At 68.4% G+C, this 23,781-nt stretch carries 25 protein-coding genes; 16 read left to right on the top strand and 9 right to left on the bottom strand.

The window, feature by feature from the left end:
• The first annotated feature begins 6 nt into the window (after positions 1–6).
• Positions 7–2,637: a M14 family metallopeptidase gene (locus H556_RS0106740; protein ID WP_024353714.1), complete on the top strand. Its 2,631-nt coding sequence runs from the start codon at positions 7–9 to the stop codon at positions 2,635–2,637.
• A 21-nt stretch (positions 2,638–2,658) separates the two neighbouring features.
• Here H556_RS0106740 and uvrB read toward each other — a convergent pair whose 3' ends face one another.
• Positions 2,659–4,986: an excinuclease ABC subunit UvrB gene (gene uvrB / locus H556_RS0106735; RefSeq protein ID WP_419185422.1), complete on the bottom strand. Its 2,328-nt coding sequence runs from the start codon at positions 4,984–4,986 to the stop codon at positions 2,659–2,661.
• Between the two features lie 81 nt (positions 4,987–5,067).
• Here uvrB and H556_RS0106730 point away from each other — a divergent pair, with 81 nt between their 5' ends.
• The 4 genes from H556_RS0106730 (at position 5,068) to H556_RS0106715 (ending at position 9,184) form a co-directional block, all read left to right on the top strand.
• Complete coding sequence (locus H556_RS0106730; protein ID WP_051130216.1) at positions 5,068–6,252, top strand: beta-ketoacyl-ACP synthase III; 1,185 nt, start codon at positions 5,068–5,070, stop codon at positions 6,250–6,252.
• Positions 6,192–6,932 carry an iron-containing redox enzyme family protein gene (locus tag H556_RS0106725; RefSeq protein ID WP_155802418.1) on the top strand — a complete coding sequence of 247 codons (741 nt, stop codon included), beginning with the start codon at positions 6,192–6,194 and terminating at the stop codon, positions 6,930–6,932. The genes H556_RS0106730 and H556_RS0106725 overlap by 61 nt, the downstream gene beginning before the upstream one ends.
• The gene (locus H556_RS0106720) at positions 6,929–7,858 is read left to right on the top strand and encodes a DUF6999 family protein (protein WP_024353710.1); all 930 of its coding nucleotides are present in this window, start codon (positions 6,929–6,931) and stop codon (positions 7,856–7,858) included. The genes H556_RS0106725 and H556_RS0106720 overlap by 4 nt, the downstream gene beginning before the upstream one ends.
• Before the next feature lie 105 nt (positions 7,859–7,963).
• A complete protein-coding gene (locus H556_RS0106715; RefSeq protein WP_245559429.1) occupies positions 7,964–9,184 on the top strand; it encodes a dicarboxylate/amino acid:cation symporter in 1,221 nt (406 codons plus the stop codon).
• A gap of 4 nt (positions 9,185–9,188) precedes the next feature.
• On the opposite strand, the gene H556_RS0106710 is transcribed toward H556_RS0106715, so the two are convergent.
• Positions 9,189–9,407 (bottom strand): hypothetical protein, encoded by a 219-nt coding sequence (locus H556_RS0106710; protein WP_024353708.1) that lies wholly within the window; start codon positions 9,405–9,407, stop codon positions 9,189–9,191.
• A 199-nt stretch (positions 9,408–9,606) separates the two neighbouring features.
• Between H556_RS0106710 and H556_RS0106705 the strand changes: the two genes are divergently transcribed.
• Positions 9,607–9,933, top strand: a complete 327-nt coding sequence (locus tag H556_RS0106705; RefSeq protein ID WP_003167846.1) for a hypothetical protein — start codon at positions 9,607–9,609, stop codon at positions 9,931–9,933.
• A 131-nt stretch (positions 9,934–10,064) separates the two neighbouring features.
• Here the strand turns inward: H556_RS0106705 and H556_RS0106700 are convergent, their stop codons facing one another.
• The 6 genes from H556_RS0106700 to H556_RS0106675 all read right to left on the bottom strand — a co-directional run bounded on the left by H556_RS0106700 (position 10,065) and on the right by H556_RS0106675 (position 13,001).
• Positions 10,065–10,355 carry a GNAT family N-acetyltransferase gene (locus H556_RS0106700; protein ID WP_024353707.1) on the bottom strand — a complete coding sequence of 97 codons (291 nt, stop codon included), beginning with the start codon at positions 10,353–10,355 and terminating at the stop codon, positions 10,065–10,067.
• Between the two features lie 25 nt (positions 10,356–10,380).
• A complete protein-coding gene (locus H556_RS0106695; RefSeq protein WP_024353706.1) occupies positions 10,381–10,755 on the bottom strand; it encodes a membrane protein in 375 nt (124 codons plus the stop codon).
• A gap of 14 nt (positions 10,756–10,769) precedes the next feature.
• Entirely contained in the window at positions 10,770–11,141 is a 372-nt protein-coding gene (locus tag H556_RS0106690) for a serine/threonine protein kinase (RefSeq protein ID WP_024353705.1), read from the bottom strand.
• 58 nt (positions 11,142–11,199) lie between these two features.
• Entirely contained in the window at positions 11,200–11,589 is a 390-nt protein-coding gene (gene folB / locus H556_RS0106685) for a dihydroneopterin aldolase (RefSeq protein ID WP_024353704.1), read from the bottom strand.
• Positions 11,586–12,122, bottom strand: coding sequence for a 6-pyruvoyl trahydropterin synthase family protein (locus H556_RS0106680; RefSeq protein WP_024353703.1), 537 nt, complete (start codon positions 12,120–12,122; stop codon positions 11,586–11,588). The genes folB and H556_RS0106680 overlap by 4 nt, the downstream gene beginning before the upstream one ends.
• A 90-nt stretch (positions 12,123–12,212) precedes the next feature.
• On the bottom strand, positions 12,213–13,001 hold the full coding sequence (locus H556_RS0106675) for an SDR family NAD(P)-dependent oxidoreductase (protein ID WP_024353702.1): 789 nt from the start codon (positions 12,999–13,001) through the stop codon (positions 12,213–12,215).
• A 154-nt stretch (positions 13,002–13,155) separates the two neighbouring features.
• Here H556_RS0106675 and H556_RS0106665 point away from each other — a divergent pair, with 154 nt between their 5' ends.
• The 9 genes from H556_RS0106665 (at position 13,156) to nadC (ending at position 22,004) form a co-directional block, all read left to right on the top strand.
• Positions 13,156–13,629 (top strand): NUDIX domain-containing protein, encoded by a 474-nt coding sequence (locus H556_RS0106665; protein WP_024353701.1) that lies wholly within the window; start codon positions 13,156–13,158, stop codon positions 13,627–13,629.
• A gap of 8 nt (positions 13,630–13,637) precedes the next feature.
• Complete coding sequence (locus H556_RS0106660) at positions 13,638–14,084, top strand: DMT family transporter (RefSeq protein WP_024353700.1); 447 nt, start codon at positions 13,638–13,640, stop codon at positions 14,082–14,084.
• 16 nt (positions 14,085–14,100) lie between these two features.
• On the top strand, positions 14,101–15,999 hold the full coding sequence (gene uvrC, locus H556_RS0106655) for an excinuclease ABC subunit UvrC (RefSeq protein WP_024353699.1): 1,899 nt from the start codon (positions 14,101–14,103) through the stop codon (positions 15,997–15,999).
• 54 nt (positions 16,000–16,053) lie between these two features.
• On the top strand, positions 16,054–16,668 hold the full coding sequence (locus tag H556_RS0106650; protein WP_024353698.1) for a carbonic anhydrase: 615 nt from the start codon (positions 16,054–16,056) through the stop codon (positions 16,666–16,668).
• Positions 16,669–16,747: 79 nt separating this feature from the next.
• Positions 16,748–17,374, top strand: coding sequence for a CDP-diacylglycerol--glycerol-3-phosphate 3-phosphatidyltransferase (pgsA, locus tag H556_RS0106645; RefSeq protein ID WP_024353697.1), 627 nt, complete (start codon positions 16,748–16,750; stop codon positions 17,372–17,374).
• 164 nt (positions 17,375–17,538) lie between these two features.
• Positions 17,539–18,618, top strand: coding sequence for a quinolinate synthase NadA (gene nadA / locus H556_RS0106640; RefSeq protein ID WP_024353696.1), 1,080 nt, complete (start codon positions 17,539–17,541; stop codon positions 18,616–18,618).
• 58 nt (positions 18,619–18,676) lie between these two features.
• A complete protein-coding gene (locus H556_RS0106635) occupies positions 18,677–19,555 on the top strand; it encodes a metalloprotease (RefSeq protein ID WP_024353695.1) in 879 nt (292 codons plus the stop codon).
• A gap of 4 nt (positions 19,556–19,559) precedes the next feature.
• Positions 19,560–21,128 (top strand): L-aspartate oxidase, encoded by a 1,569-nt coding sequence (locus tag H556_RS0106630; protein ID WP_024353694.1) that lies wholly within the window; start codon positions 19,560–19,562, stop codon positions 21,126–21,128.
• Positions 21,129–22,004 carry a carboxylating nicotinate-nucleotide diphosphorylase gene (nadC, locus tag H556_RS0106625; protein WP_029673277.1) on the top strand — a complete coding sequence of 292 codons (876 nt, stop codon included), beginning with the start codon at positions 21,129–21,131 and terminating at the stop codon, positions 22,002–22,004.
• A gap of 6 nt (positions 22,005–22,010) precedes the next feature.
• Here nadC and H556_RS0106620 read toward each other — a convergent pair whose 3' ends face one another.
• On the bottom strand, positions 22,011–23,144 hold the full coding sequence (locus H556_RS0106620) for a cell wall hydrolase (RefSeq protein ID WP_245559428.1): 1,134 nt from the start codon (positions 23,142–23,144) through the stop codon (positions 22,011–22,013).
• Positions 23,145–23,571: 427 nt separating this feature from the next.
• On the opposite strand from H556_RS0106620, the gene H556_RS0106615 reads away from it, so the two are divergent.
• Positions 23,572–23,769 carry a hypothetical protein gene (locus tag H556_RS0106615; RefSeq protein WP_024353691.1) on the top strand — a complete coding sequence of 66 codons (198 nt, stop codon included), beginning with the start codon at positions 23,572–23,574 and terminating at the stop codon, positions 23,767–23,769.
• Positions 23,770–23,781: the final 12 nt, after the last annotated feature.

Genomic DNA, 23,781 nt, shown 5'->3' with positions numbered 1-23,781 from the left:
TTCTGAATGTCGTATCGTCGCCGCGCCGCCTGTTCCTTGCTGGCGCTCAGCCTGGCCCTGGGCGCAGCGCCCGCCCTGGCGCAACAGACGCCGCCCGCGCTACAGGCCGTCGTCGGCCATGACAGCGGCGAGCGCATCACCCGCTCGGCTGATGTGCGCCGCTATTTCGAGGCGCTGCGCGCCGCCAACCCCGACCGCATGGTCATGGGCGACTACGCCCAGTCGTGGGAAGGCCGCCCGCTGTTCTGGGCCGCCGTCGGCTCGCCGCGCAACATCGCCCGGCTGGACGCGATCAAGGCCGCGACCAACGCCCTGGCCGATCCGCGCAAGACCAGCCCCGAGCAGGCCCGTGCCCTGATCAACGACACCCCGGCCATCGTCTGGATGGCCTATTCGGTCCACGGCAATGAGATCAGCCCCGCCGACGCCGCCATCATGGCCGCGCGTCGCCTGACCGACAGCCTCGACGCCGAGGCGCAAGGCTGGCTGGAGAACGTCGTGGTCGTCTTCGTCCCGACCCAGAACCCCGACGGACGCGAGCGCTTCATCAACAGCTTCGAGGCGGGCCTCGGCGCCCAGCCCAACGGCGATCCCCTGTCGGCGGAGCGGGCCGAGCCCTGGCCGTCCGGCCGCTACAACCACAATCTGTTCGACCTGAACCGCGACTGGTTCATCCAGTCCCAGCCGGAGACGCAGGGCCACTCGGCTCTCATCCGCGAATGGCGCCCGCAGGTGGTGGTCGATTCCCACGAGATGGGCACCGACTCCAGCTTCTTCTTCCCGCCCGAAGCCCAGCCGCTGAACCCGTGGATTTATCCGCCGATCCTCGACGCGCGCGAACGGTTCGGCCGCAACACCGCCGGACGCTTCGATCAGGCCGGGCTGGACTATTTCACGCGCGAGACCTTCGACGCCTTCTATCCCGGCTACGGCGACGGCTGGCCGGCCTATTTCGGCGCCGTCTCCATGACCTATGAGCAGGGATCGTCGCGCGGTCTGCTGGCGCGCCGGTCGTCGGGCGAGATGCTGACCTACGCCGACACGGTCAAAGGCCATCTGACCGCCACCCTGTCGACCATCGAGACCGCCGCCCGCGACCGCGAGAAGCTGCTCAGCGACTTCTACGCCTTCCACCGCGACGGGATTTCGGGCGGACGCGGCGCCTATGTCCTGTCGCGCTCCGCCGCCGCGGACCCGGCCGCCGCCGACAAGCTGGCGGGACTGCTGGTCCGTTCGGGGCTGGAGGTCGGACGCGCCACCGCCGCCTTCTCCGCCTGCGGCCAGAGCTATCAGGCGGGCGACTACGTCGTGAACCTGGCCCAACCCCAGCGCCGCATGGCCGAGACCCTGCTGGCGAAAGACGTGCCGCTGGACCCCAAATTCCTGGCCGAGCAGGAGGCTCGCCGCGCGCGCGGTCTGGGCGATGAGATCTATGATCTGACCGGCTGGTCCCTGCCGCTTCTGTTCAACGTGCCGAGCCAGCGCTGCACCGGCGCTCCGTCGGTGCAGACGGCCGCCGTCGGCCCGGAACTGATCCGCCCGGCCGCCGTGGCTCAGGGCGACGCGACCTATGGCTACGCCATCCATCCGGGCACGGCGGGTATGCGCTTCCTGACCGCCGCCCTGACCGACAAGCTGCCGGTCCGCTCCGTCGAGGAGCCCTTCACCCTGGACGGCCGCGCCTATCCGGGCGGGACCTTCATCGTGCCGCGCGCCGGGTCGCCCGCCGACCTGGACGAGCGCGTCCGCCGTCTGGCCGCAGGCAGCGGCGCCCAGGTGACGCCGCTGGCGACGTCGTGGGTCTCCAGCGGTCCCAGCGTCGGCTCGGACAAGGCTACCGTCATCGCCGCCCCGCGCGTCGCCATGGCCTGGGACGACCCGACCGAGCCGGAGTCCGCCGGCTCCATCCGCCATGTGCTGGAGCGCGAATATGGCTGGCCCGTCACGGCCGTGCGCACCCGCCGCCTGGCGAACGCCGACCTGTCCCGCTACCAGGTGCTGATCCTGCCGTCTGGCGGAAACTATGAGCAGATCCTCGGCGAGAGCGGCGTCGCCAACCTGCGCGCGTGGGTCCAGTCGGGCGGCGTCCTGATCGGCGTCGGCTCGGCCAGTCGCCTGCTGACCGATCCCGATTCCAAGCTGCTGGACAGCCGCCGGGAAAGCGCCGTCTCCGGCGACGGCGACAAGGACAAGAAGGACGGCGGCAGCGAGATCGCCACCGACGCCGAATACCTGGCCCTGACCGGCCACCACGGCGGAGCGCCCGATCCTGTCGCTGGCGTCCTGGCCAGCGCCGTGGTCGACAATGAACACTGGCTGGGTGCAGGCGTCGCCCCGACGCTTAGCGTCATGGTGCGCGGCTCGGACATCTATGCGCCGCTGGCCCGCGATCAGGGGACCAATGTCGTGCGTCTGGCCGGCCCGGATCAGGTGCTGGCGTCTGGCCAGCTGTGGGCCGAGAACCGCCGCCAGCTGGCCTACAAGCCCGTCGCGATGGCGTCCGAAGTCGGTCGCGGTCAGGTCGTCGCCTTCACCCAGGACGTCACCATGCGCGCCTTCCTGGAAGGGCTGAAGCCGCTGTTCCTCAACGCCGTCTTCCGCGGCCCGGCCCACACCTCGGGGGCCAAGGGGAACTGAAACGAGTGAAGGGGAGGGGCGTCAGCGCCCCTTCCTGAACGCCTCGGCCTTTTCGGCCGCCGCTTCCCTGCGCCAGCGTTTGGGGGCTGACCTGTCGACCTCCTCGCCCGCGCCGGTGAGGGCTTCGTTGGCGAATTCGAGGTCGAGGAGCTTCATCTTCTTGATCTCGTCGCGCAGGCGGGCGGCTTCCTCGAACTCGAGGTTGGCGGCGGCTTCGCGCATCCGACCTTCCAGATCCTTGAGCGCGGCCTGGAAGTTGGAGCCGACGAAGGGCTTGGCCTCCTCGGCGACGCCGGGGCGGGTCAGGCGGTCCAGGTCGCGGGACTCATAGGGGCTGTCGAGGATCTCCTTGATGTCGCGCTTGACCGTCTCGGGCGTGATGCCGTGTTCGAGGTTGTAGGCCTGCTGTTTCTCGCGGCGGCGGTCGGTCTCGGCGATGGCGCGCTCCATCGAGCCGGTCATGCGGTCGGCGTAGAGGATGACGCGGCCGTCGACGTTGCGGGCCGCGCGGCCGATGGTCTGGATCAGGGAGGTTTCCGAGCGCAGGAAGCCCTCCTTGTCCGCGTCGAGGATGGCGACCAAGCCGCACTCGGGGATGTCGAGGCCCTCGCGCAGCAGGTTGATGCCGATCAGGCAGTCGAACGACCCCAGGCGCAGGTCGCGCAGGATCTCGATCCGTTCCAGGGTGTCGACGTCGGAGTGCATGTAGCGGACGCGCACCCCTTGCTCGTGCATGTATTCGGTCAGGTCCTCGGCCATCTTCTTGGTCAGGGTGGTGACCAGGGAGCGGTAACCCGCGCGGGCGGTGGCCTTCACCTCGTCGATGACGTCGTCGACCTGGTTGCGGGTGGCGCCGGAGACGGGACGGATCTCGACCGGGGGGTCGATCAGGCCGGTAGGGCGGATGACCTGTTCGGTGAAGACGCCGCCGGTCTTTTCCAGTTCCCAGGCGCCGGGGGTGGCCGAGACGAAGACCGTCTGGGGCCGCATGGCGTCCCATTCCTCGAACTTCAGCGGGCGGTTGTCGATGGCCGAGGGCAGGCGGAAGCCGTATTCGGCCAGGGTCGATTTGCGGCGGTAGTCGCCGCGATACATGGCGCCGATCTGGCCCACGGTGACGTGGCTCTCATCCACGAACAGCAGGGCGTTGTCGGGGATGTATTCGAAGAAGGTGGGCGGCGGCTCGCCGGGCGCGCGGCCCGTCAGCCAGCGGCTGTAGTTCTCGATGCCGGCGCAGGAGCCGGTGGCCTCCATCATCTCCAGATCGAAACGGGTGCGCTGTTCCAGCCGCTGGGCCTCCAGCAGCTTGCCGTTCTCGACCATCCAGTCGAGCGTCTCCTTCAGCTCGGCCTTGATGCCGTTGACGGCCTGATTGAGCGTCGGGCGCGGGGTGACGTAGTGGCTGGCGGCGTAGACGGTGACCTCGTCCAGCGCATTGGTCTTCTTGCCGGTCAGGGGGTCGAACTCGTCGATGGCCTCGATCTCGTCGCCGAACAGGCTGATGCGCCAGGCGCGGTCTTCAAGGTGGACGGGGAAGATTTCGAGCGTGTCGCCGCGCTTGCGGAACATGCCGCGCTCGAAATGGACGTCGTTGCGCTTGTACTGCAGGGCGATCAGGTCGGCGCGCAGCTTGGCCTCGTCGATCTGGTCGCCAACCTTCAGGCCGAAGGTCATGGCGGTATAGGTCTCGACCGAGCCGATGCCGTAGATGCAACTGACCGAGGCGACGACGATGACGTCGTCCCGCTCCAGGATCGCGCGGGTGGCGGCGTGGCGCATCCGGTCGATCTGCTCGTTAATCGACGAGTCCTTCTCGATGTAGGTGTCGGTGCGCGGGACGTAGGCCTCGGGCTGGTAGTAGTCGTAATAGCTGACGAAATACTCGACGGCGTTGTCGGGGAAGAAGGCCTTGAACTCGGAATAGAGCTGGGCCGCCAGCGTCTTGTTGTGGGCCAGGATCAGGGCCGGGCGCTGGGTCTGTTCGATCACCTTCGCCATGGTGAAGGTCTTGCCCGAGCCGGTGACGCCCAGCAGCACCTGTTCGCGATCGCCCTCATCCGCCTGGGCGACCAGTTCGGCGATGGCCGAGGGCTGGTCCCCGGCGGGCTGGTATTTCGTCTCCAGCCGAAAGGGGATGCGCTTCTTGTTGGTCGGCCGGTCGGGGCGGTGAGGGACCCAGTCGGCGGGGGCGGCGGGCGCCTCCTCGGGCGTCAGGCGCGGTCCGTTCACGGGCGCGAAGGCGGGTGCACGACCGTGGTCGAAGGCGACGGGCGCTTCGCTGAGACCGGGATTGGGCGTGTGGACGGGCTTGGTCAGCTTCTGGGACGGTGTCGCGGGAGAACGGGCCATGAACATCAAGGTAATGCCTGCGCGTGCGTGACGCTAGGGCGAGCGGATCGGCGATTCCGATAAAGAGAGGCCCCTGAACCGATGATTTCCGGCTTGTGCGGCGCCGGGCGCGTCGCCAAGGTCCGCGCCATGAGTATGCTTCGCGACGTCTTCATCACCGGGACCGGCGCTGTGCTGCCTGGAGAGCGGATCGGCAACGATCGGATGGAGGACTTCATCGGCCGCATCGGCGGGCGGGCGTCCGCCGTGGGGCGGCGCGCCCTGCGCTGGAACGGGATCGAGGGGCGGCATTACGCCCTGACGCCGCACGGGCAGCCGCTGCATTCCAACGCCTCCATGTGCGCGGACGCCGTGCGGGCGGCGCTGGATGAGGCGGGGCTGAGCCTGGGCGATTTGCAGCATCTGGGCGCGGCGGCGACGCAGGGGGACTATCTGGTGCCCGGCCACGCCAGCGCCGTTCAGGCCGAACTGGGCGCGGGGCCGCTGGAGGCGTTCAGCTATCAGTCCGTCTGCGCCAGCGCCCTGATGGCGGCCAAGGGAGCGTGGCTGAGCGTGCGCGCGGGCGAGGCGGAGGTCGCCGCCGCCTGTGCGGGCGAGTTCTCGTCGCGCTGGTTCCGACCCCACTTCTATGAGGGCACGGCGCTGGTGGACGAGAAGGGACGGGCGCGGATCGAGGCGGACTTCCTGCGCTTCACCCTGTCGGACGGGGCGGGCGCCGTGGTGATGGAGCCGAGGCCGAAGCCCGAGGGGCTGAGCCTGAAGGTCGAGTGGATCGACATGACCTCCCTGGCCGGGCGCTTCGATCCCTGCATGTGGGCCGGATCGACGCCGCAGGCGCGCGCCGACATGACCAGCGCCTGGAGCCACGCCGGACCGGCGGCCGCCCATGCGGCGGGGGCGGTGGCCCTGTTGCAGGATTTCGAATTGCTGAAGATCGTCATCCGCGCCTGGATCGGCGTCTGGCTGGAGAAGGTGGACGCCGGGCGGATCGTCCCGGATGAGGTCGACCATCTGCTGTGCCACTACTCCGCGCGGTCGCTGCGTCAGGAGATCGTCGGCCTGTTGGAAAGCACCGCCGCCATGATCCCGGAGGAGAAGTGGTTCACGACGTTGGCCGACAGCGGCAATGTCGGCTCGGCCTCGATCTGGGTCATGCTGGACGCCTTCCTGAAGTCGGGACGCGGAAAGCGCGGAGACAAGGTGCTGTGCATCGTGCCCGAGAGCGGGCGGGCGATGATCGGCTTCATGATGCTGGAGATTGTGTGATGGCGGAACAACTGGCCGAGGCGGCGGTGGCCGATTGCTTGCGGAAGCTGGCGGTGGTCTTCGCCGATTTCGAGCAGCGGCTGGAGGCGACGCCCCTGATCCGCAAGCTGACGCGCGGACGGTTCGAGGTCGCCGACTACCACGCCTTCCTGATCAACCTGCGCCAGCAGGTAAAGGACGGGGCGCTGTGGATGAGCCGGGCGGCGTCGAACATCGGCGAGGATCATCTGGAGCTGCGGTCGACCCTGATGCGCCATGCGGTGACGGAGCATCGCGATTTCCGCCTGCTGGAGGCCGACTTCACAGCCTCGGGCGGGGCGCTGGACGACATCCAGTCGGCGCCGAAGAATGTGGGCTCTGAGGCCTTGTCGGCGTGGATGTTCCATGAGGCGTCGAAGCCCGATCCCTTCGGCCTGCTGGGCGCCATGTTCATCATCGAGGGGCTGGGCTCGATCAAGGCGCGGCCGTGGGGCCTGAAGGTGCAGGAGCGGCTGGCGCTGCCCGACGAGGCGGTGCGCTTCCTGCTGTATCACGGCGACAACGACGCCGAGCACATGAAGGAGTTCGAGGAGATGCTGGGCATGGTCCTGCCCGATCCCTTCATCGCCGAACGCATCGTCACGACGGCCAAGGTGACGGCCCGCCTCTACGCCCTGCAGATCGAGGAGATCGCGGCGTGAGATACTACAAGCCGGGGGAGGATCCGTTCGACCCCGCGCGGTTCGATCCCAAGGATCCCGATCCGTGGATGGCGCTGTATCTGGACCACAGCCTGCCGATCGACGACGGGGCCAAGCGCGACCTGCTGCTGGGGGCGCGGTCGCGGTCGCGCCGCTGGCTGTTTCCGATGGCGCGGCCGCTGGTGTTCCTGTTCTTCTGTCTGGTGAAGGTGCTGCGGGTCATTTCGCCCAAATATCCGAACCTGAACGGCCTGCTGCACAAGACCATCCACTGGGGCCTGCGGACCTTTGTGACGCCCGAGGGCAATCGGGTGATCCTGCGCCACTTCCACGTCGGGTCCGAGCTGACTGCCTTCGTGCGCGAGAACGCGGGGGTGGGCGACAAGGTGACCAAGTGGCCGCTGACGCCCACGCGGCTGAAGGACATTGAGCCGGATCTGTTCCTTCAGCACGACCTGAACATCTTCAACTTCGTCATCGAGATGAACGCCGCCCTGCGCGCCGAGGGACGGGAGCTGACGCCGCCCGAGCGGATCGACTTCTCCATGATCTCGGACGAATTTCCGCCGTTCGAGGAGTTTCCGCGCAAATGGCACAACTTCGTCGACGTGCAGACGGCGGTGGAGTTCTACACGCCCATCTACGCCCTGATGCTGCCGAGAGACGACTTCGTGCGGGCGTCCAGTTCGCTGCAGCTGGACGAGGTGATGGCCATCTATATCGCCCGCATCCTGGGCACGAGCTACCACATGGCCTTCGTCAAGAACGGCCATCCGCTGGTGGCGCTGTCGACGTTGCAGGCGGGCTATCGGCTGATGATGCACGGGCTGGATTCAGAGGCCATGCACGGCTGGTTGCGGGTGATGAAGGCGCGTCAGGCGGCGGGCCTGCCGCTGGACCCGGCGAACTCGGGCACGCCGCATTAGGGGGAGGGGAGCCTTCCGCCGATTTCCGCTGGCGCCCGGCGCGGCGGCTGCTAGCGTGGTCGGATGAAATCGGCGCGTTCCTTTCTGACCTCTCTCAGCACGCTTGTGTTGCTGTCGCTTGTGCTGGGCCTGGTCGCTGGGGCGGCGGCGCAACGCTGGGGCCTGCCGGGCGGGCATGTGACGGCGGACTTCATCCAGGCGCTTGGCCAACTGTGGCTCAATGCGCTGAGGATGACGATCATTCCGCTGGTGTTCAGCCTGCTGGTGACGGGCATCGCCTCCATCGCCGATGCGGCGCGGACCGGGCGGCTGGCGCTGAAGGCGGTGGCCTGGTTCGGGGGGCTGATCGTGTTTGCGACGATTTATGCGGTAGCGGCGGCCTATGGGTTGCACGCCCTGTGGCCGATCGACCCGGAGGGCGCGCGCCTGCTGCTGGCCATCAAGCCGGAGGGCGCCGAGGGCCTGGGCGCCGGGGCGCCGTTCAGCGAATTTCTGAAGACCATCGCCCCGTCCAACCCGATCCGCGCGGCGGCCGAGGACGCCATTCTGGGTATGGTTGTGTTCGCCGTCTTCTTCGGCTTTGCGGCCTCGGGACTGCCCGAGCGGCTGCGCGTTCCTCTGATCACCTTCTTCGAGGCGGTGGGCGAGACGATGATCGTCATCGTCCGCTGGGTGCTGAGCGTCGCGCCGCTGGGCGTCTTCGCCCTGTCGATCGGGGTGGGGCTGACGGCGGGCGCCAGCGCGGCGGGGGTGCTGCTGCACTATGTGGCGCTGATCTCCATCGCCTGCATCGGCATCGGCCTGATCTTCTATCCGCTGGCCGTCATTTTCGGCAGGGTGTCGCTGGGCCGGTTCGCGCGGGCGGCGGCCCCCGCGCAGGTGGTGGCCTTTTCCACCCAGTCGTCGCTAGCCAGCCTGCCGGTCATGGTCGAGCGGGCGGTTGACGAGCTGGGCGTCAAACGGGCGACGGCGGGTCTGGTCCTGCCGCTGGCGGTGGCGGTGTTCCGCATCACCAGCCCGGTCGCCAATCTGGGTGTCGCCATCTATTGCGCCCATCTGTTCGGACTGGAGCCTTCGGCGGGCCAGCTGTTCGCCGCCATGCTGACGGCGGTGCTGATCTCGATCGGTACGGTAGGCCTGCCCGGTCAGGCCAGCTTCTTCGCCTCCATCGCCCCGATCTGCATCGCGATGGGCGTGCCGCTGGAGCTGCTGCCCCTGCTGCTGGCCGTCGAGGTCGTGCCCGACATCTTCCGCACCCTCGGCAACGTCACCGCCGATCTGGCCGTGGTGCGCATCGTTCAGGGCGGAGAGGCGCAGGGAGACTGAGCGCTCAGCCTTCCATCGCCTCGAACATGGCCTCGGCCTCGTCGAAGGTGTCGTAGTCGAGGCGCTCGGGCGGGCGGACGATGACGAATCGGGTCAGAGTCGGGGCTGACGGTGCGTGGCGGCGGTCCCACTGCCAGAAATTGCGGTCGACCCGGCTTTGCAGCAGGGTCCATTCGCCTTCCTCTCCCTGAGGAGGCCGGGGCGGCGGAACGGTCTGGGTCATCAGCGTCTCCCTGTGCGACAGTCAGGAAAGCGCGGCTGGACCACACTGTCAAAGAGCGTCACAGGCGGGGAACTGTTGCAACCCATCCGCGCTTGATGCGGCCTTGGCGCAACATCCGGCGCCGTCCTTGCAGCTTGGCTGCAGATGGGATGCGACCTTAGGGCGAAAATGAGGCATGGTGCCGCCAGGAGATGATGCGATGACCAAGTCCAGCAATGAATCCGACGCCCGCGCGGCCCTGCGCGTGGTCTCCTCGCCGGAAGCCGAGGTCTACGACCTGATGCGCGCCCCCGAAACCACCGCTGAACGGGTCAAGCGCCTGCAGGCCGAGGCTCGCGCCCTGGCGATCGAACAGGTCGAGGCGCTTGAGGCCGCTCTGTGCAAGGCCGCCGACATGGCCAAGGAGATCGCCGACGGGGGCGACGCCTATCCGGTCGGCGCCCGCGAACTGGCCGCCCGCCTGGTCGCCGACCTGCCGTCCAAGGCCGAGACGATGAAGGCCATCGTCGCCAAGAGTCATCCTTGATCTAAGGGCGCTACCGCTCGCGACGCGGTCGCTCACTGCTTGAGCGCCCGCGCGAAGTGTCAGGCCGCGTCGGGTCGACCCGAAGGGCGGCGCGCAGCAGCCAAAAGGCGGAGCCTTCTGACCGCGGCCGACTAGGAACCGAGTACGTCTGCGTACTCGGGGTGGCGTTTCAGCCAGGCGACGGCATAGCTGCAGTGCGGGATCAGCGTCAGTTTCTCGGCGCGGGCGTGTTCGGCCAGGGCCTGCATGAAGCGGCCGGCGGCGCCCGTGCCGCGCAGGGCCGGGTGGGCCTCGACGTGCAGGATGACGCGGGCATGGCCGCGCACGGCGTATTCGGCCCAGACGAGATGCTCGGTCCCGTCAGCGTCGGCGAACATCTGCTGGAAACGGTGGTCGGCGGCGTGGTCTTTGAAGGCGGACACGGCGGCTCCTCCTGAAGGGGTCAGATCAGGCCGGCCGATCGTTCAACAGGGCCAGCAGACCCAGAACGCTTTTCACCGTGAACCAGATCGACACCAGCAGCAAAAGAAGTCCGAACAGCAGCAGGAAGGGAATGCCGATCAGGAAGGCCGAGGCTACGGCGCTGATCGCCACCAGCACCCACAGGATGGCGCTGATCCAGAAGACGGACCAGAACAGCTTGATCTGCGCCTCGACGTGCTGGGCCGCCAGACCCGTCGCCGAGCCGCGATTCACATAGGCCAGGACAAGTCCGACCAGCACCAGCACGTTCGCGCTGGGGATCGACAGGATGTAGAGAATCCACGCCACGACGGCGCCGTCGCGGCCCGCAATCGGGGCGGCCGGGTTCTGATCGCTCATGAAGGGCGGTCCTTTCAGTAGAAGAGGCGACGGGGCGCGGCGATGGGGCGTCCGTTCAGCAGGTCCTTGAGCCCCAGGGCGCCGCGCACGATGGTCCACACGGCCATGATGAACAGGACGAAGACGCCGAGGTTGACCAGGATCAGCACCGCGCCGGCGACGATGGCGCACACCGCCGCTACCAGGGTCCGCTGCTGAAAGATGAAGTGACTGCGCAGGATCGGGTCGACCGGCGCCGAGCGCCCCCATGCGCGCAACAGGCCGATGGCCGCCGCCACGCCGAAGGTCGGCGCCGCCAGCAGGATCAACGCATAGCCGGCATAGATGCCGGTCAACTCAGCCGAAGCCTCGCCGCTGTTGCTGGTGTAATCGCCGGGCTGAACCATCGGAACCTCTTGTCAGGGCGAAGATGATGGCGGGACGAACGGCCCCGCGCAACCAGCCTCAACGCGAATAGGCGACTTCGCAGGCGGCGGCCGCCGCATCGGGAATGGCGCCGGGCTTCTCGACCCGCACGACCACGCCCAGCACGCGCGGATCGGCCAGGCAGGCGACGGCGGTGCGCTCGGCGAAGGTTTCGATCAGGGCGATGTGCGGCCCCGCCGCCAGCTCGCGCACGATGCGGGCGACGCCGTCATAGTCCAGCGTGTCGGCCAGCCGCTCGACCGGCGCGGCGCCCAGGTCCAGTTCGACGTCGACCGACAGCGGCTGCAGGCGTCCGTGCTCGTGGTCGTAGAAGCCGATGGAGGCCTCGACCTTCAGGGCGCGCACCATGACCTTCAGGCCCAGGCGGCGCGGCTCGGCGGAGGGCAGGGGGGTGACGACGGCGCTCAAGACCAGGTCTCCGGCGGCAGAAGATCATTGATGCTGAAATCGGCCCGGTCGCACCAGGCGCCCAGCGCCCACGCCCGCTCCGCCTCGGTCAGGCCGCGCGTCAGGACGGTGTTGGTCGGCGTTTCCTCAATGGCCAGCTCGGCCAGGCGGAAGGGCAGGTCCTCGGCCGACAGGATGGCTTCCAGCTTTCGCCACAGAGCGATGACCAGAGCCTCGGTCGTCGGGTCGCCGTCGACCGTCAGCACCTGGTTGAGCCGATGCGGCTCATGCTGCTGGAACCAGGTCAGCAGGGGGTCGGCGCGGTTCAGCTGGAAGGCGTGGTCCAGGCTGCGGTCGACGAAGCCATGCCAGCGCGCCTTGAGCCGCTCGAAGGAGGCCGCATAGTTGGCGCCGCCGAAATCGATTTCGGCCATCGGCTCCAGCGTCACGGTCACGAACTCATTGTGTCCATGCGGCACGGCGCATTTCGACCCCGCATCGGCGATCAGCCGGTGCGCCATCGAGAAGCGGCGAGTGAAACGGACAGCGGGCATGAGGGTCTCAGGATGAACGACGGCAGCTAAAGCACCAACCTATCGGCAAATAAAGGTCATGTGGCGGCGAACAACGCCGCTGCTGACGGCTCAGGCGAACTCCAGATCGCGGTCGCGGCGTGTCAGGGCCGCCCCCGCGTCGATCACCAGATTCTGTCCGGTCAGGCTGCGCGCCGTCAGGATGAAGGTCAGGGCGGCGGCCAGATCCTCGACCGTCACGGGCCGTTTCAGCGGCGTGGCCTCGGCTCCGGCCTGATAGTCGGCTTCAGGCCAGCCGGCGGAGGGCAGGGTCAGACCCGGCGCGATGCCGCAGACGCGGATGCGCGGCGCCAGGGCCAGCGCCAGGGCGCCGGTCATGTGGGCGATGCCGACGCGGCTGACGGTGTAGGAGAAGAAGTCGGGGTTCGGGGCCGTGACCTTATAGTCCAGCATATTGACCACCACGCCTTCGTCCGCCTCAGGCAGGCGCGCAGCGAAGTCTCGGGTCAGGGCCAGCGGCGCCAGGACGTTGACCTCGTGATGAAGGCGCAGATCCGCCTCCTGAAAGGTCTGCAACTGGTCATAGACGAACAGTGAGGCATTGTTGACCAGCGCCCGCAACGGCCCGAAGGCGAAGGCCTGATCCATCAGGGCGGCGCGCGCGTCGGGGTCCGTCAGCTCGGCCTGGACGGCGATGGCGCGCCGTCCCATGCCCTCGATCGCCTGAACCACGCCCTGTGCGCCGTCCGCGCCGGATCGATAGTGGACGACGACGTCATAGCCCGCCTGAGCGGCCGCCTTGGCCAGCACCGCCCCGATCCGGCCCGAAGCGGCGGTGACCAGCGCAGCGCCTTTGAACTGAGCCGTCGAAGGAGCGTCCGCGCGCCCGGACTCAGTCAACCCGGCCGAACTCGTAATAGTTGACGGCGGCGATGACGGCGATGAAAACGAAGATGGTGGCGATGGCCAGCATGGTGCAGCTCCTGATTTTGTCCCCGAATAGGGGCAAGCGCGCCCCTGTTCAAGCCGCCCGACCGCGGCCTATCGTTCGCGCATGGCGAACTGGCGCATCCGCATCGAACCCTTCACCCGGCCTTTGTTCTTCGCCTGGTCGCGGATGAGCCGGGGCATGACGCTGGGCGTGCGCGGCGCGGCGGTCGATGGCGAGGGCCGGGTGCTGCTGGTCAAACACACCTATCTGGAGGGCTGGTGGCTGCCCGGCGGCGGGGTGGACAAGGGCGAGACGACGCAAGCCGCCGTCATCCGCGAACTGCGCGAAGAGGCCGGGCTGATCGTCAGGGGCGAGCCGCGCCTGCTGTCGGTTCATTCCAATGAGCGCTTCTTTCCGGGGGATCATGTGCTGGTCTTCCGCATCGACGCCTTCGACATGACCGAGCGGACCAGTCACGGCGAAATCGCCGAGATCGGCTGGTTTTCCCCCGACGCCCTGCCCGAGGATGCGACCCGCGCCACCCGCGCCCGACTGGCCGAGATCTTCGGCGGCGCCGCGCCCGATCCGAATTGGTGAGACAGCCGATGCAGTTACCCGTCCTCGCCCTGCTGGCCATGATCATCGGCGGCGCCGCCACCGCCCTGCAGGGGCCGACCAATGCGCGGCTGGCCAGCGCGGTGGGCTCGCCGGTCAATGCGGCCTTCGTCTCCTTCTTCGTCGGGACGGTGGCGCTGGGCGTGCTGGCGATGGCGTTGCAGACGCGGCCGGACGTGCAGGCGATGAAGACCTTGCCCGCCTGGGCCTGGATGGGCGGGCTTTACGGCTGCGTCTTCGTGGTGGCGGCCGCCTGGGGCGTGCCCAAGATCGGCGTGGCGCTGACCATCACCCTGATGGTGGCGGGTCAGCTGGCGCTGAGCCTGATCCTCGATCATTTCGGCGTCATGGGCGTGCCGCAGCAACCGATCAGCCTGACCCGCATCGCCGGTGTGCTGCTGGTGATCGGCGGGGTGCTTCTGGTCCGGCGCGGCTGAGCCTATATCCCGCCTGATGACCGATCCGACGCCAGACATTCCGGAGACGCCCGTCTCGCAGGCGAACGCCCTGCCGCTTCAGGCCGCCGAGCTGATCGCGGACGAGGCCCGGCGCGCGCCCGACAAGCCCGGCGTCTATCGCATGTACGGCGAGGACGGCGCCTGCCTCTATGTCGGTAAGGCCAAGTCGCTGAAGAAGCGGGTGGTTCAATATGCGCAAGGGCGATTCCACACCCAGCGCATCGGCCTGATGGTTAGCCTGACCCGCTCAATGGAGCTGGTGGTCACCGCCTCCGAGACCGAGGCCCTGCTGCTCGAATCGAACTTCATCAAGAAGCTGAAGCCGCGCTTCAACGTGGTGCTGAGGGACGACAAGTCCTTCGCCGAGCTGATGATCCGCCGCGACCACCGCGCGCCCCAGGTCCGCAAGCATCGTGGCGCCCATACGATTCCGGGCGACTATTTCGGTCCCTTCGCCTCGACCTGGGCGGTCAACCACACGTTGAACACGCTGCAGAAGGCCTTCCTGCTGCGCTCCTGTTCGGACAGCGTCTACGAGACGCGCACCCGCCCCTGCATGCTGCACCAGATCAAGCGCTGCTCGGCGCCCTGCACCGGCCTTATCAGCCTTGAGGACTACGGCGATCTGGTCACTGAGGCCGAACAGTTCCTGCGCGGCAAGTCGCGCGCGGTCATCGGCCGTCTGTCGCAGGAGATGCAGGCGGCGTCGGACGACCTGGACTTCGAGACCGCCGCCCGCGTGCGCGACCGGATTCGCGCCCTGTCGGCCATTTCGATGGAAAGCAGCGTCAACGCCGACGGCGTGGCCGAGGCCGACGTCTTCGCCCTGCATGCCGAGGGCGGTCAGGCCTGCGTCCAGGTCTTCTTCTATCGCGCGGGTCAGAACTGGGGCGGGCGCGCCTATTTCCCGCGCGTGGACAAGAGCGACAGCGACCCGGAAATCCTCGCCGCCTTCCTGGGCCAATTTTATGAGGACAAGCCGATTCCGCGCCTGATCCTGTCCAACGTCCGCCCGCACGAGCTGGAGCTGCTGGAGGAAGCCTTCAGCATGAAGGCCGGACATCGGGTCGAGATCGCCCGCCCCCAACGCGGCGGCAAGGCCAGTCTGGTCGACCACGCCCTGACCAACGCCCGCGAGGCGCTGGGCCGCAAGCTGGCCGAGAACTCGGCGCAAAGCAAAATTCTGGACGAGGTGTGCGAGGCCTTCGGTCTGGACGCCCGGCCCGAGCGGATCGAGGTCTATGACAACGCCCATATTCAGGGGACCAACGCCGTCGGCGGCATGATCGTCGCGGGGCCTGAGGGCTTCCGCAAGAACCAGTACCGCAAGTTCAACATCAAGGGCGAAGACCTGGCGCCCGGCGACGATTACGGCATGATGCGCGAGGTCATGCGCCGCCGTTTCGGACGGCTGGTGAAGGACGAGGAAGCCGGCGAGGCGGTCGAGCGTCCCGACCTGCTGCTGATCGACGGCGGGGCGGGCCAACTGGCCGAGGTGCTGGCCGTTATGGCCGATCTGGGCGTTGACGACATCGCCGTGGTCGGCGTGGCCAAGGGGCCGGACCGCGACGCAGGCCTGGAGAAGTTCTTCATGCCTGGCAAGGCGCCCTTCATGCTGCCGCTGAAAAGCCCCGCGCTCTACTATCTGCAACGGCTGCGGGACGAGGCGCACCGTTTCGCCAACGGCGCCCACGCCAAGCGTCGCTCGATGGACATCAAGAAGAATCCGCTGGATGAGATCGACGGCGTCGGGCCGGGGCGCAAGAAGGCCCTGCTGCACGCCTTCGGCTCGGCCAAGGGCGTCAGCCGCGCCTCGGTCGTAGATCTGGCCAAGGTGGACGGCATCAGCCAGGCCCTGGCCGAGCGCATCCACGGCTTCTTTCACAAGTCATGAGAGACGAAGATTCCGGGTTGAGCGACCAAGCGTCGCGGGTCTAGGAACGATCTCATGATCGCCGAACTGACCAAGGGCTACCATCGCTTCCGCGCGAACAGGTGGCCGTCCGAACACGCCGAATACGAGGCCCTGGCCGCCAACGGCCAGAAGCCGCACACCCTGGTCGTGGCCTGTTCCGACAGCCGCGCCGATCCGGCCCTGATCTTCGACACGGCGCCGGGCGAGCTGTTCGTCGTGCGCAACGTCGCCAATCTGGTCCCGCCCTATGAGCCGGACGGCAAGCTGCACGGCGTCTCGGCGGCGCTGGAGTTCGGCGTCAATGTTCTGAAGGTCCGGCACATCGTCGTCATGGGCCACGCCTCGTGCGGCGGGGTGAACGCCATGCTGAACGGCGCCCCCGCCAACTGTCAGGACTTCGTCGCTCCCTGGGTCGAACAGGCCGCCCCCAGCGTGCGCCGCGCTGTCGAGACCCTGCCCGCCGAACAGGTCGAATGCGCCGCCGAGGAGGCCGTCGTGCGCCTGTCGCTGGACAACCTGCGCACCTTCCCCTGGATCGCGCAGAAGGAGGCGGCGGGCGAACTGAAGCTCAGCGGCCTGCATTTCGGCATCGCGCTGGGCATACTGTCCAAGCTGACGGGACCGGGACGGTTCGAGCGGCTGGACTGAGAGCGCACTCGCCGCTTACCCCGCCCTCGCCTCTGGCCGCGAACCATGGCACACCCGGCGTGTTGCAACGGAAGACGTCATGGCCCCTGCCTACAAAGCCATTCCCAACATCCTGACCAGCCTGCGGCTGGCGGCGGGGATCGTCATGTTCCTGCTGCTGGCGGGGGCGACCAGCGGCTTCCCCTTCGTCTCGGCCTGGCTGAGCCCGGACGACCAGTTCGCAATGTACCGGACGGGGTTCTGGATCTTCGTCATCGCCGCCTCGACGGACTGGATCGATGGTTATCTGGCCCGCCGCTGGAAAGCGGAGACGCGCTGGGGCGCCATCCTGGACCCCATCGCCGACAAGATCCTGGTCACCGGCGCCGTGCTGGGCGTCCTGACCAGCGGCTCGGTGCAGCAGATCATCATTCCCTGCGGCCTGATCCTGTTCCGTGAATTCGCCGTCTCTGCTCTGCGCGAAACCATGGCCGGGCGCATCAAGCTGCCCGTCACCCTGGCCGCCAAGTGGAAGACGACGCTGCAGATGGTGGCCCTGGGCTGCCAGCTGTTCGCCCGAAACTGGGACGGCTGGGGTCTGCCGTTCGACTATCTGCCGCACTTCCAGCTGTTTTCGGACGCCCTGATCTGGCTGGCCGCGATCGTCACCCTGTGGACCGGCTGGCAGTATTTCAGCGCAGCGCAAAAGCAGATGCGCGACCTCTAAGCGGTTCGGTCTATCCATCTAAGCAAGCCGGGCGTTCGCCTGCGACCGCTTAGCGGCGTCCTTTTCCCTTGCGCCGTGTGCGGAACGGCCTACATTACGCCTGCTTATGCTAAGTCTGAGCATAAGTCGGGGCCGCGCAGATGGCCGTTGAGGGAGTAGGGACGATGGCGGACGGCGCTTTCGGTCTGTCGAAGGAACTGGCGGAAGAAACCGCCTCGGTGTGGGACAAGGTCAAGGACCACGTCACGCCGCTGGAATGGCCCGAACAGGCGCGGCTGATCAGCGAGATCAACCGGCTGAAACGCGAGCGCGACGCGGTCATCCTGGCCCACAACTATATGACGCCCGAGATCTTTCACGGGGTGGGCGACTATGTCGGCGACAGCCTGGGGCTGGCCAAGGAGGCCGCGCGATCCAGCGCCAAGGTGATCGTTCAGGCGGGCGTTCACTTCATGGCCGAGACGTCCAAGATCCTGTCGCCGGACAAGACGGTGCTGATCCCCGACCTGCGCGCGGGCTGTTCGCTGGCGTCCTCGATCACGGGGGCGGACGTGCGGCTGATCAAGGAGCGGCACCCGGGCCTGCCGGTCGTCACCTATGTGAACACTACGGCCGATGTGAAGGCCGAGACCGACATCTGCTGCACCAGCGCCAACGCCGTTCAGGTCGTCGAATGGGCGGCGAAGGAGTGGGGCGTCGACAAGGTCATCCTGATCCCCGACGAATATCTGGCGCGCAACGTGGCGGCCCAGACGACGGTGGGCATCATCGCCTGGGCGGGCCACTGCGAGGTGCACAAGCGCTTCACGACGCAGGACATCGCCGACATGCGCGACGCCTGGCCGGACGCCGAGGTGCTGGCCCACCCCGAATGCCCCGAAGAGATCCTGCGTGCCGCCGACTTCGCCGGGTCGACCGCCGCCATGACGGAGTATGTCGAAAAGCGTCGGCCGAAGCGGGTGGTGCTGATCACCGAATGCTCGATGGCCTCCAACATCAAGGGCGACGTGCCCGAGGTGGAGTTCGTCGGCCCGTGCAACCTGTGCCCGCACATGAAGCGCATCACGCTGGAGAACATCCGCGACTGCCTGCTGCACATGCAGTTCGAGGTGACAGTGCAGGAGGATATGCTGGAGAGGGCGGCTCTGGCGGTGCAGCGGATGATCGACCTGCCGCCGCCTTCGAAGCCGGCGCGCTATGACCTGGTCAAGGCGCGGCATCATGTCGATGTGGAGCTGATCTGATGGCCCTGCGGCGACGCGGCCCGTTGCGGGGCCGTCGCCGCGCGCCCAGTTCGAACCCATGAGCGACACAGACAACACCCTTCCCCCAAGCGGCCGCAGACCCGGACCCTGGGATGCGCGGCCGGAAGAGACGGCGCCTGCGCCCGCGCGCGAGACGCCGCGCTACAGCGCGCGCCATGAAACGCTGCAGGAGGACAAGGGCCAGCACTCGGTCTGGGCGGTGGTCTCGACCCTGCTGATGGCGGGCTTCCTGTGGTTTCTGACCGGAAGCTGGGTCGTGGCGGGGGCGGTGCTGTTCGGCCTGTTCGTGCACGAATACGGCCATGTGCTGGCGATGAACCGGGTCGGCATGGGTCCGGCGCGCATCTACATCATCCCCTTCCTGGGCGGGCTGGCGAAGGGTCAGCGCGCGCCGAAGAGCGAGTGGCACGGGGTGCTGGTGTCGTTGGCGGGGCCGGCGTTCGGCCTGCTGGCCATGATCCCCTTCGTGGCCGTGGGCCTGGCGCTGAAGGCGCCGGAATGGCTGATGGGCGCCTTCTTCATCGCCATGATCAATCTGCTGAACCTGCTGCCTGCGCCGCCGCTGGACGGCTCCAAGGCGCTGGGGCCGGTGCTGACACGGGTGCATCCGCGGCTGGAACAGGTCGCCCTGCTCGCCGTCGGCGGGTTGGCGGTGTGGTGGGGGCTGTCGACGGGGCGGCTGATCCTCGCCGTCTTTCTAGGTCTGGCGGTGTTCGGCCATCTGAAGCGCGGCGTGTGGCGCGCGGCGTGGGGGCAGTTGAGCTGGCCTGAGGCGGGACGCAGTCTGGGCCTCTATCTGCTGACAGCCGTCGTCTGCGCGGCGGCGGCGATCGGCGCCCTGCTGCCGCTGACGGGAGGGGCGATCGAGCCGGCGCTGGAGATGGGCCTGCGCTTCTTCGGCGTGGGGGCGCGTTAGGCCAATGGCGCGTATCCGGCATGACGGCCCTCTGATCATCGGCGGCGGGCTGGCGGGGCTGTCGGCGGCGCTGGAAGCGGCCGGGGCGCTGGGGCCGGACGGCCGGGTGCTGGTGGTCACGCCCGAGCCCTTGCTGAACGCCTGCTCCTCGGCGTGGGCGCAGGGCGGGATGGCGGCGGCCCTGTCGCCGCAGGACAGCGCGGCCCTGCACGCCAGAGACACCGAAGGCGCGGGCGCCGGTCTGGTGGAGGCCGAGGCGGCGCGCGCCCTGACGGAGCGCGGGCGCGAGACCGTCGAGTGGCTGGCGGCGCTGGGGGCGCCCTTCGACCGCGACGCCGACGGCGGCTTTTCCGTCAGTCTGGAGGCGGCGCACAGCCTGCCGCGCGTGGCGCGGGTGGGCGGCGACGGCGCGGGGCGGGCCATACTGTCGGCCGTGGTCGCCGCCGCGCGGGCGACGAAGGGCATTGAAATCTGGGAAGACGGGCGGCTGCGCGGCCTGATCCGCGACGTCGACGGCCGGGTGCGCGGCGCGGTGATCGAGCGGCGCGGCGGCCGGTTGGATGAAGTGTTTGCGTCTGCCGTGGTGCTGGCCACCGGGGGGATCGGCGGCCTGTTCGAGGCGACGACCAATCCATCGGCCCTGCGCGGCGAGGGGCTGGCGCTGGCGTATCAGGCCGGGGCCGAGATTCTGGACCCCGAGTTTGTGCAGTTCCACCCCACAGCCATCGACGTGGGGCTGGACCCGGCGCCGCTGGCGACCGAGGCCCTGCGCGGCGAAGGGGCGCGGCTGGTCGATGGGCGCGGCGTCTTCCTGCTGGGCGATCATCCGGACGCCGATCTGGCGCCGAGGGACATCGTGGCGCGGGCGGTGCACGCGGCGCGGGTCGCTGGAAGCGGCGCCTTCCTCGATGCGACCAAGGCGGTAGGCGAGGCCTTTCCGCATGAGTTTCCGGCCGTCTTCGCCGCCTGCATGAGGGCCGGGCTGGACCCGCGTGTCAGCCCCATTCCGGTGGCGGCGGCGGCCCACTATCACATGGGCGGGATCGTCGCCGACGACGAGGGGCGCACCACCGTCCCCGGCCTGTTCGCCATCGGCGAGTGCGCGGCGACGGGGGTGCATGGGGCCAACCGGTTGGCGTCCAACTCCCTGCTGGAGGCGGGCGCCTTCGGGCGGCGCGCGGGCCGGGCGGCGGCGGCCGAGGTCCAGCCCGAGCGGCGGCCTCTGGCGGCGGCGCCGGCGATGACGGATCTGCCGCCCGAGGCGCTGGCGGCTTTGCGCGCGGCCATGACGCGCCATGCGGGCGTGGTGCGGGACGAGGCGGGACTGACGGCGCTGCTGGTCCTGATCGATGATTTGGCGAAGGCGTATCCGGCGGCGGCCTGTCTGACAGCGGCGCGGCTGGTCGCCGAGGGGGCGCTGAAGCGGCGCGAGAGCCGGGGGGGCCACTATCGCCGCGACTTCCCCGACAGCCTGCCGAGGGCCGAGCACACGCGGATGCGCGCAGCGCCGGCGCCTGCACGCGACGAAGAGGCCGAGGCGGCGACGCTCGCCGCCCTGGCGGCCGTGATCTGAATGATGAAGGACGTTTCCGTGACCCGAACCCTGCCGGACCTGCTGATCGAGCCCGTGGTGCGCATGGCGCTGGCCGAGGATCTGGGACGCACGGGCGATGTGACGGCGCAGGCCTGCATCCCCGAGGACGCTCGCTTCAGCGCCGTGTTTTCAGCGCGCCAGGCCGGGGTGATGGCGGGCGGTGCGGTGGTGCGGATCGCCGTCCACGCGCTGGACCCGCTGGCGACGGTGACGGTGAAGGTCGCCGACGGCGAGGCGTTCGAGGCCGGAGCCGTGCTGGTCGCGGTCGATGCGAACGCCCGCGCCCTGCTGGCGGCCGAGCGGACGGCGCTGAACCTGCTGGGCCGGATGTGCGGCATCGCCACCCTGACGCGGACCTATGTGCAGGCGGTCGAGGGGACCAGGGCGCGCATCGCCGACACCCGCAAGACCACGCCGGGGCTAAGGGCGCTGGAGAAGCACGCGGTCGCCTGCGGCGGCGGGCTGAACCATCGCTTCGGGCTGGATGACGCCATCCTGATCAAGGACAACCACGTCGCCGTCTGCGGCGGGGCGGGCGAGGCGGTGCGCCGGGCCAGGGCCTTTGCACCCCATCTGATGAAGGTCGAGGTCGAGGTCGACGGCCTGGATCAACTGGACGAGGTCCTGCCTGAGCGGCCGGACGTCATCATGCTGGACAACTTCAGCCTGGACGACATGGCCGAGGCGGTTCGGCGCGTGCGAGACAGCGCCTTCGGATCAGTGGTGCTGGAGGCGTCGGGAGGGGTGAACCTGAGCACGGTCGCGGGCATCGCCGCGACCGGCGTAGACGTCATCTCCGTGGGAGCCTTGACCCATTCGGTGATTCAACTGGATATCGGCCTGGACGAGGCGTGACGCCGGTCAGGCTCCGCCCGCCCCAACCGTCGAAGGGGCGGGCGTCAAGGCGGCGGTCTTGATCGTCACAGGCTGGGGCTCGGCGCCGCGCGAGGCCGTGGTGCGCGGCGCGGCGGGCGCTGCAGCCGGGGGAGCGGCGGCCGGGGCCTTGTCGCCGGCGACGGCGGCTTCGCGCGCCAGTACGGCGGTATAGGCGATCGCGCCCGAGACATTGCGCGCGGCCTCGACGGGGTCGAGGCTGGCCTGAACCAGTCGCGGGGCCTGCTCGACCGGGCCCGAGGCGCGCGGATTATAGGCGAAGGCCTGACTGGCGCCCGAACGACCGCCGAAGCGATAGAAAAGATGGTCGCCGACCTGATTTACGCGGATCAGATTGTTGCGCCACGACGGCGAGACGGCGGTGGTGTGGAAGTGGGTGGCGTTGCCGACGGCGCTGAACACCTGGCCGGACAGGGCCTTGGTCGCCACTTCGCGGGCGCGGTTCCAGGCGCTGCGGTTGACGGCGCCGCGCATGGCGCCGTTGCAGGTGAAGCTGAACTGGCAGCCTGAGCCTCGGTTGGCGCCCTGATAGACGACGGCGCAGACGGTCTTGGGGAAGGCGGGGTGGCGGGCGCGGTTCAGCACCACCTGGGCCACGGCCTTCATGCCGTCGCGGCCCTCGCCGCGCGCTTCATAATAGACGGCCTGGGTCAGGCATTCGAGGTCGCGCGACTGGTCCAGGGCGCCGTCGAGGCGGAAGGGACGGGCGGCGGAAATCTTGGTCGCGCCAGCGGCCTGCAGGTTGGCGCGGCGCAGGCCGTCCTGGCCCTGAAGCTGCTCCAGCCGGGTGGTCAACAGTTCGGCCTGGCGGTCTCGCTGGGCGGACCCGGCGACGGAATAGGGATCGTGGCGGTGGGCGATGGCCAGGGCGCTGGCGTCCAGGCCGCCGGCCGCTTCGGCCAGGGCTTCCTGGGTATAGGCGCCCTGAAGGCGCTCGGCCTGACTGCGCACGGTCGAGGCCTGGGCGGCCAGGCCGCCCAGATAGGCCCCTCCGACTGCGAGGCCGACCACGCCGCCGAACGCCGCCGCTGCCGTCGTGGGGCGCAGGCGGAATGAGCGGGCGGCGTGCATCAGCGCGCGCGTCTGCGAGGAGAGAGACAAAGGCGTAGTCCTGTACAACAGGGCGAGGATGCCGCCCCCGTAGTTCCCGAACCCTGGCGACAAGGACGCGTCGCGCTTCAAGCGGGTCGGGTGAACGCCGACTGAACGCCGGCCCTCGAAGGCGGGCCTTTATCCATTGGTTTATGGCCTCAATGTGACTGATTCGCTAGAATTGTAATTTCTTCAGCATAGGGAAATTGCCGGAAAGTCATTATTTTTATTGTTTCAAATCATGACGAAATTGCGCCTGAGACATTCTTGGGAATACCGTATTGTTTTGTTGAACAAAGATTGTGCGGTGCGAGGCGCGGGCATGAATAAGCTATTGGCGGGGGTGTGACATCTTGGATGCCTGAGTCGTGCCTCAGATGGGAACCAGTCGGTAATTTCCGCGTTCTAAGCTGAGCTATTTCAAGGAGTTGACCCCATGACCCGCATCGCTTCCCGCCTGCTCGTTCTGACGCTGGCCGGCGCCGGAGCCCTGGCCCTGTCGGGCTGCGGCCACACGGTGGAACAGAAGGCGGCGACCGGAGCCGTCGCAGGGGCCGTGGTCGGTGGCCCGGTTGGAGCGGCCGTTGGCGGCGCCGCGGGCGCTGCGGTCGGCCACGCTCAAAAGCCGCAGTAACGACGCGTCTTT

Origin of the sequence: Brevundimonas naejangsanensis DSM 23858 (assembly GCF_000421705.1) — a bacterium.
In the GTDB taxonomy this organism is placed as follows: Bacteria; Pseudomonadota; Alphaproteobacteria; order Caulobacterales; family Caulobacteraceae; genus Brevundimonas; species Brevundimonas naejangsanensis.
The sequence above is the reverse complement of the archived record's forward strand: the minus strand, read 5'-3'. Positions and strand labels throughout refer to the sequence as shown.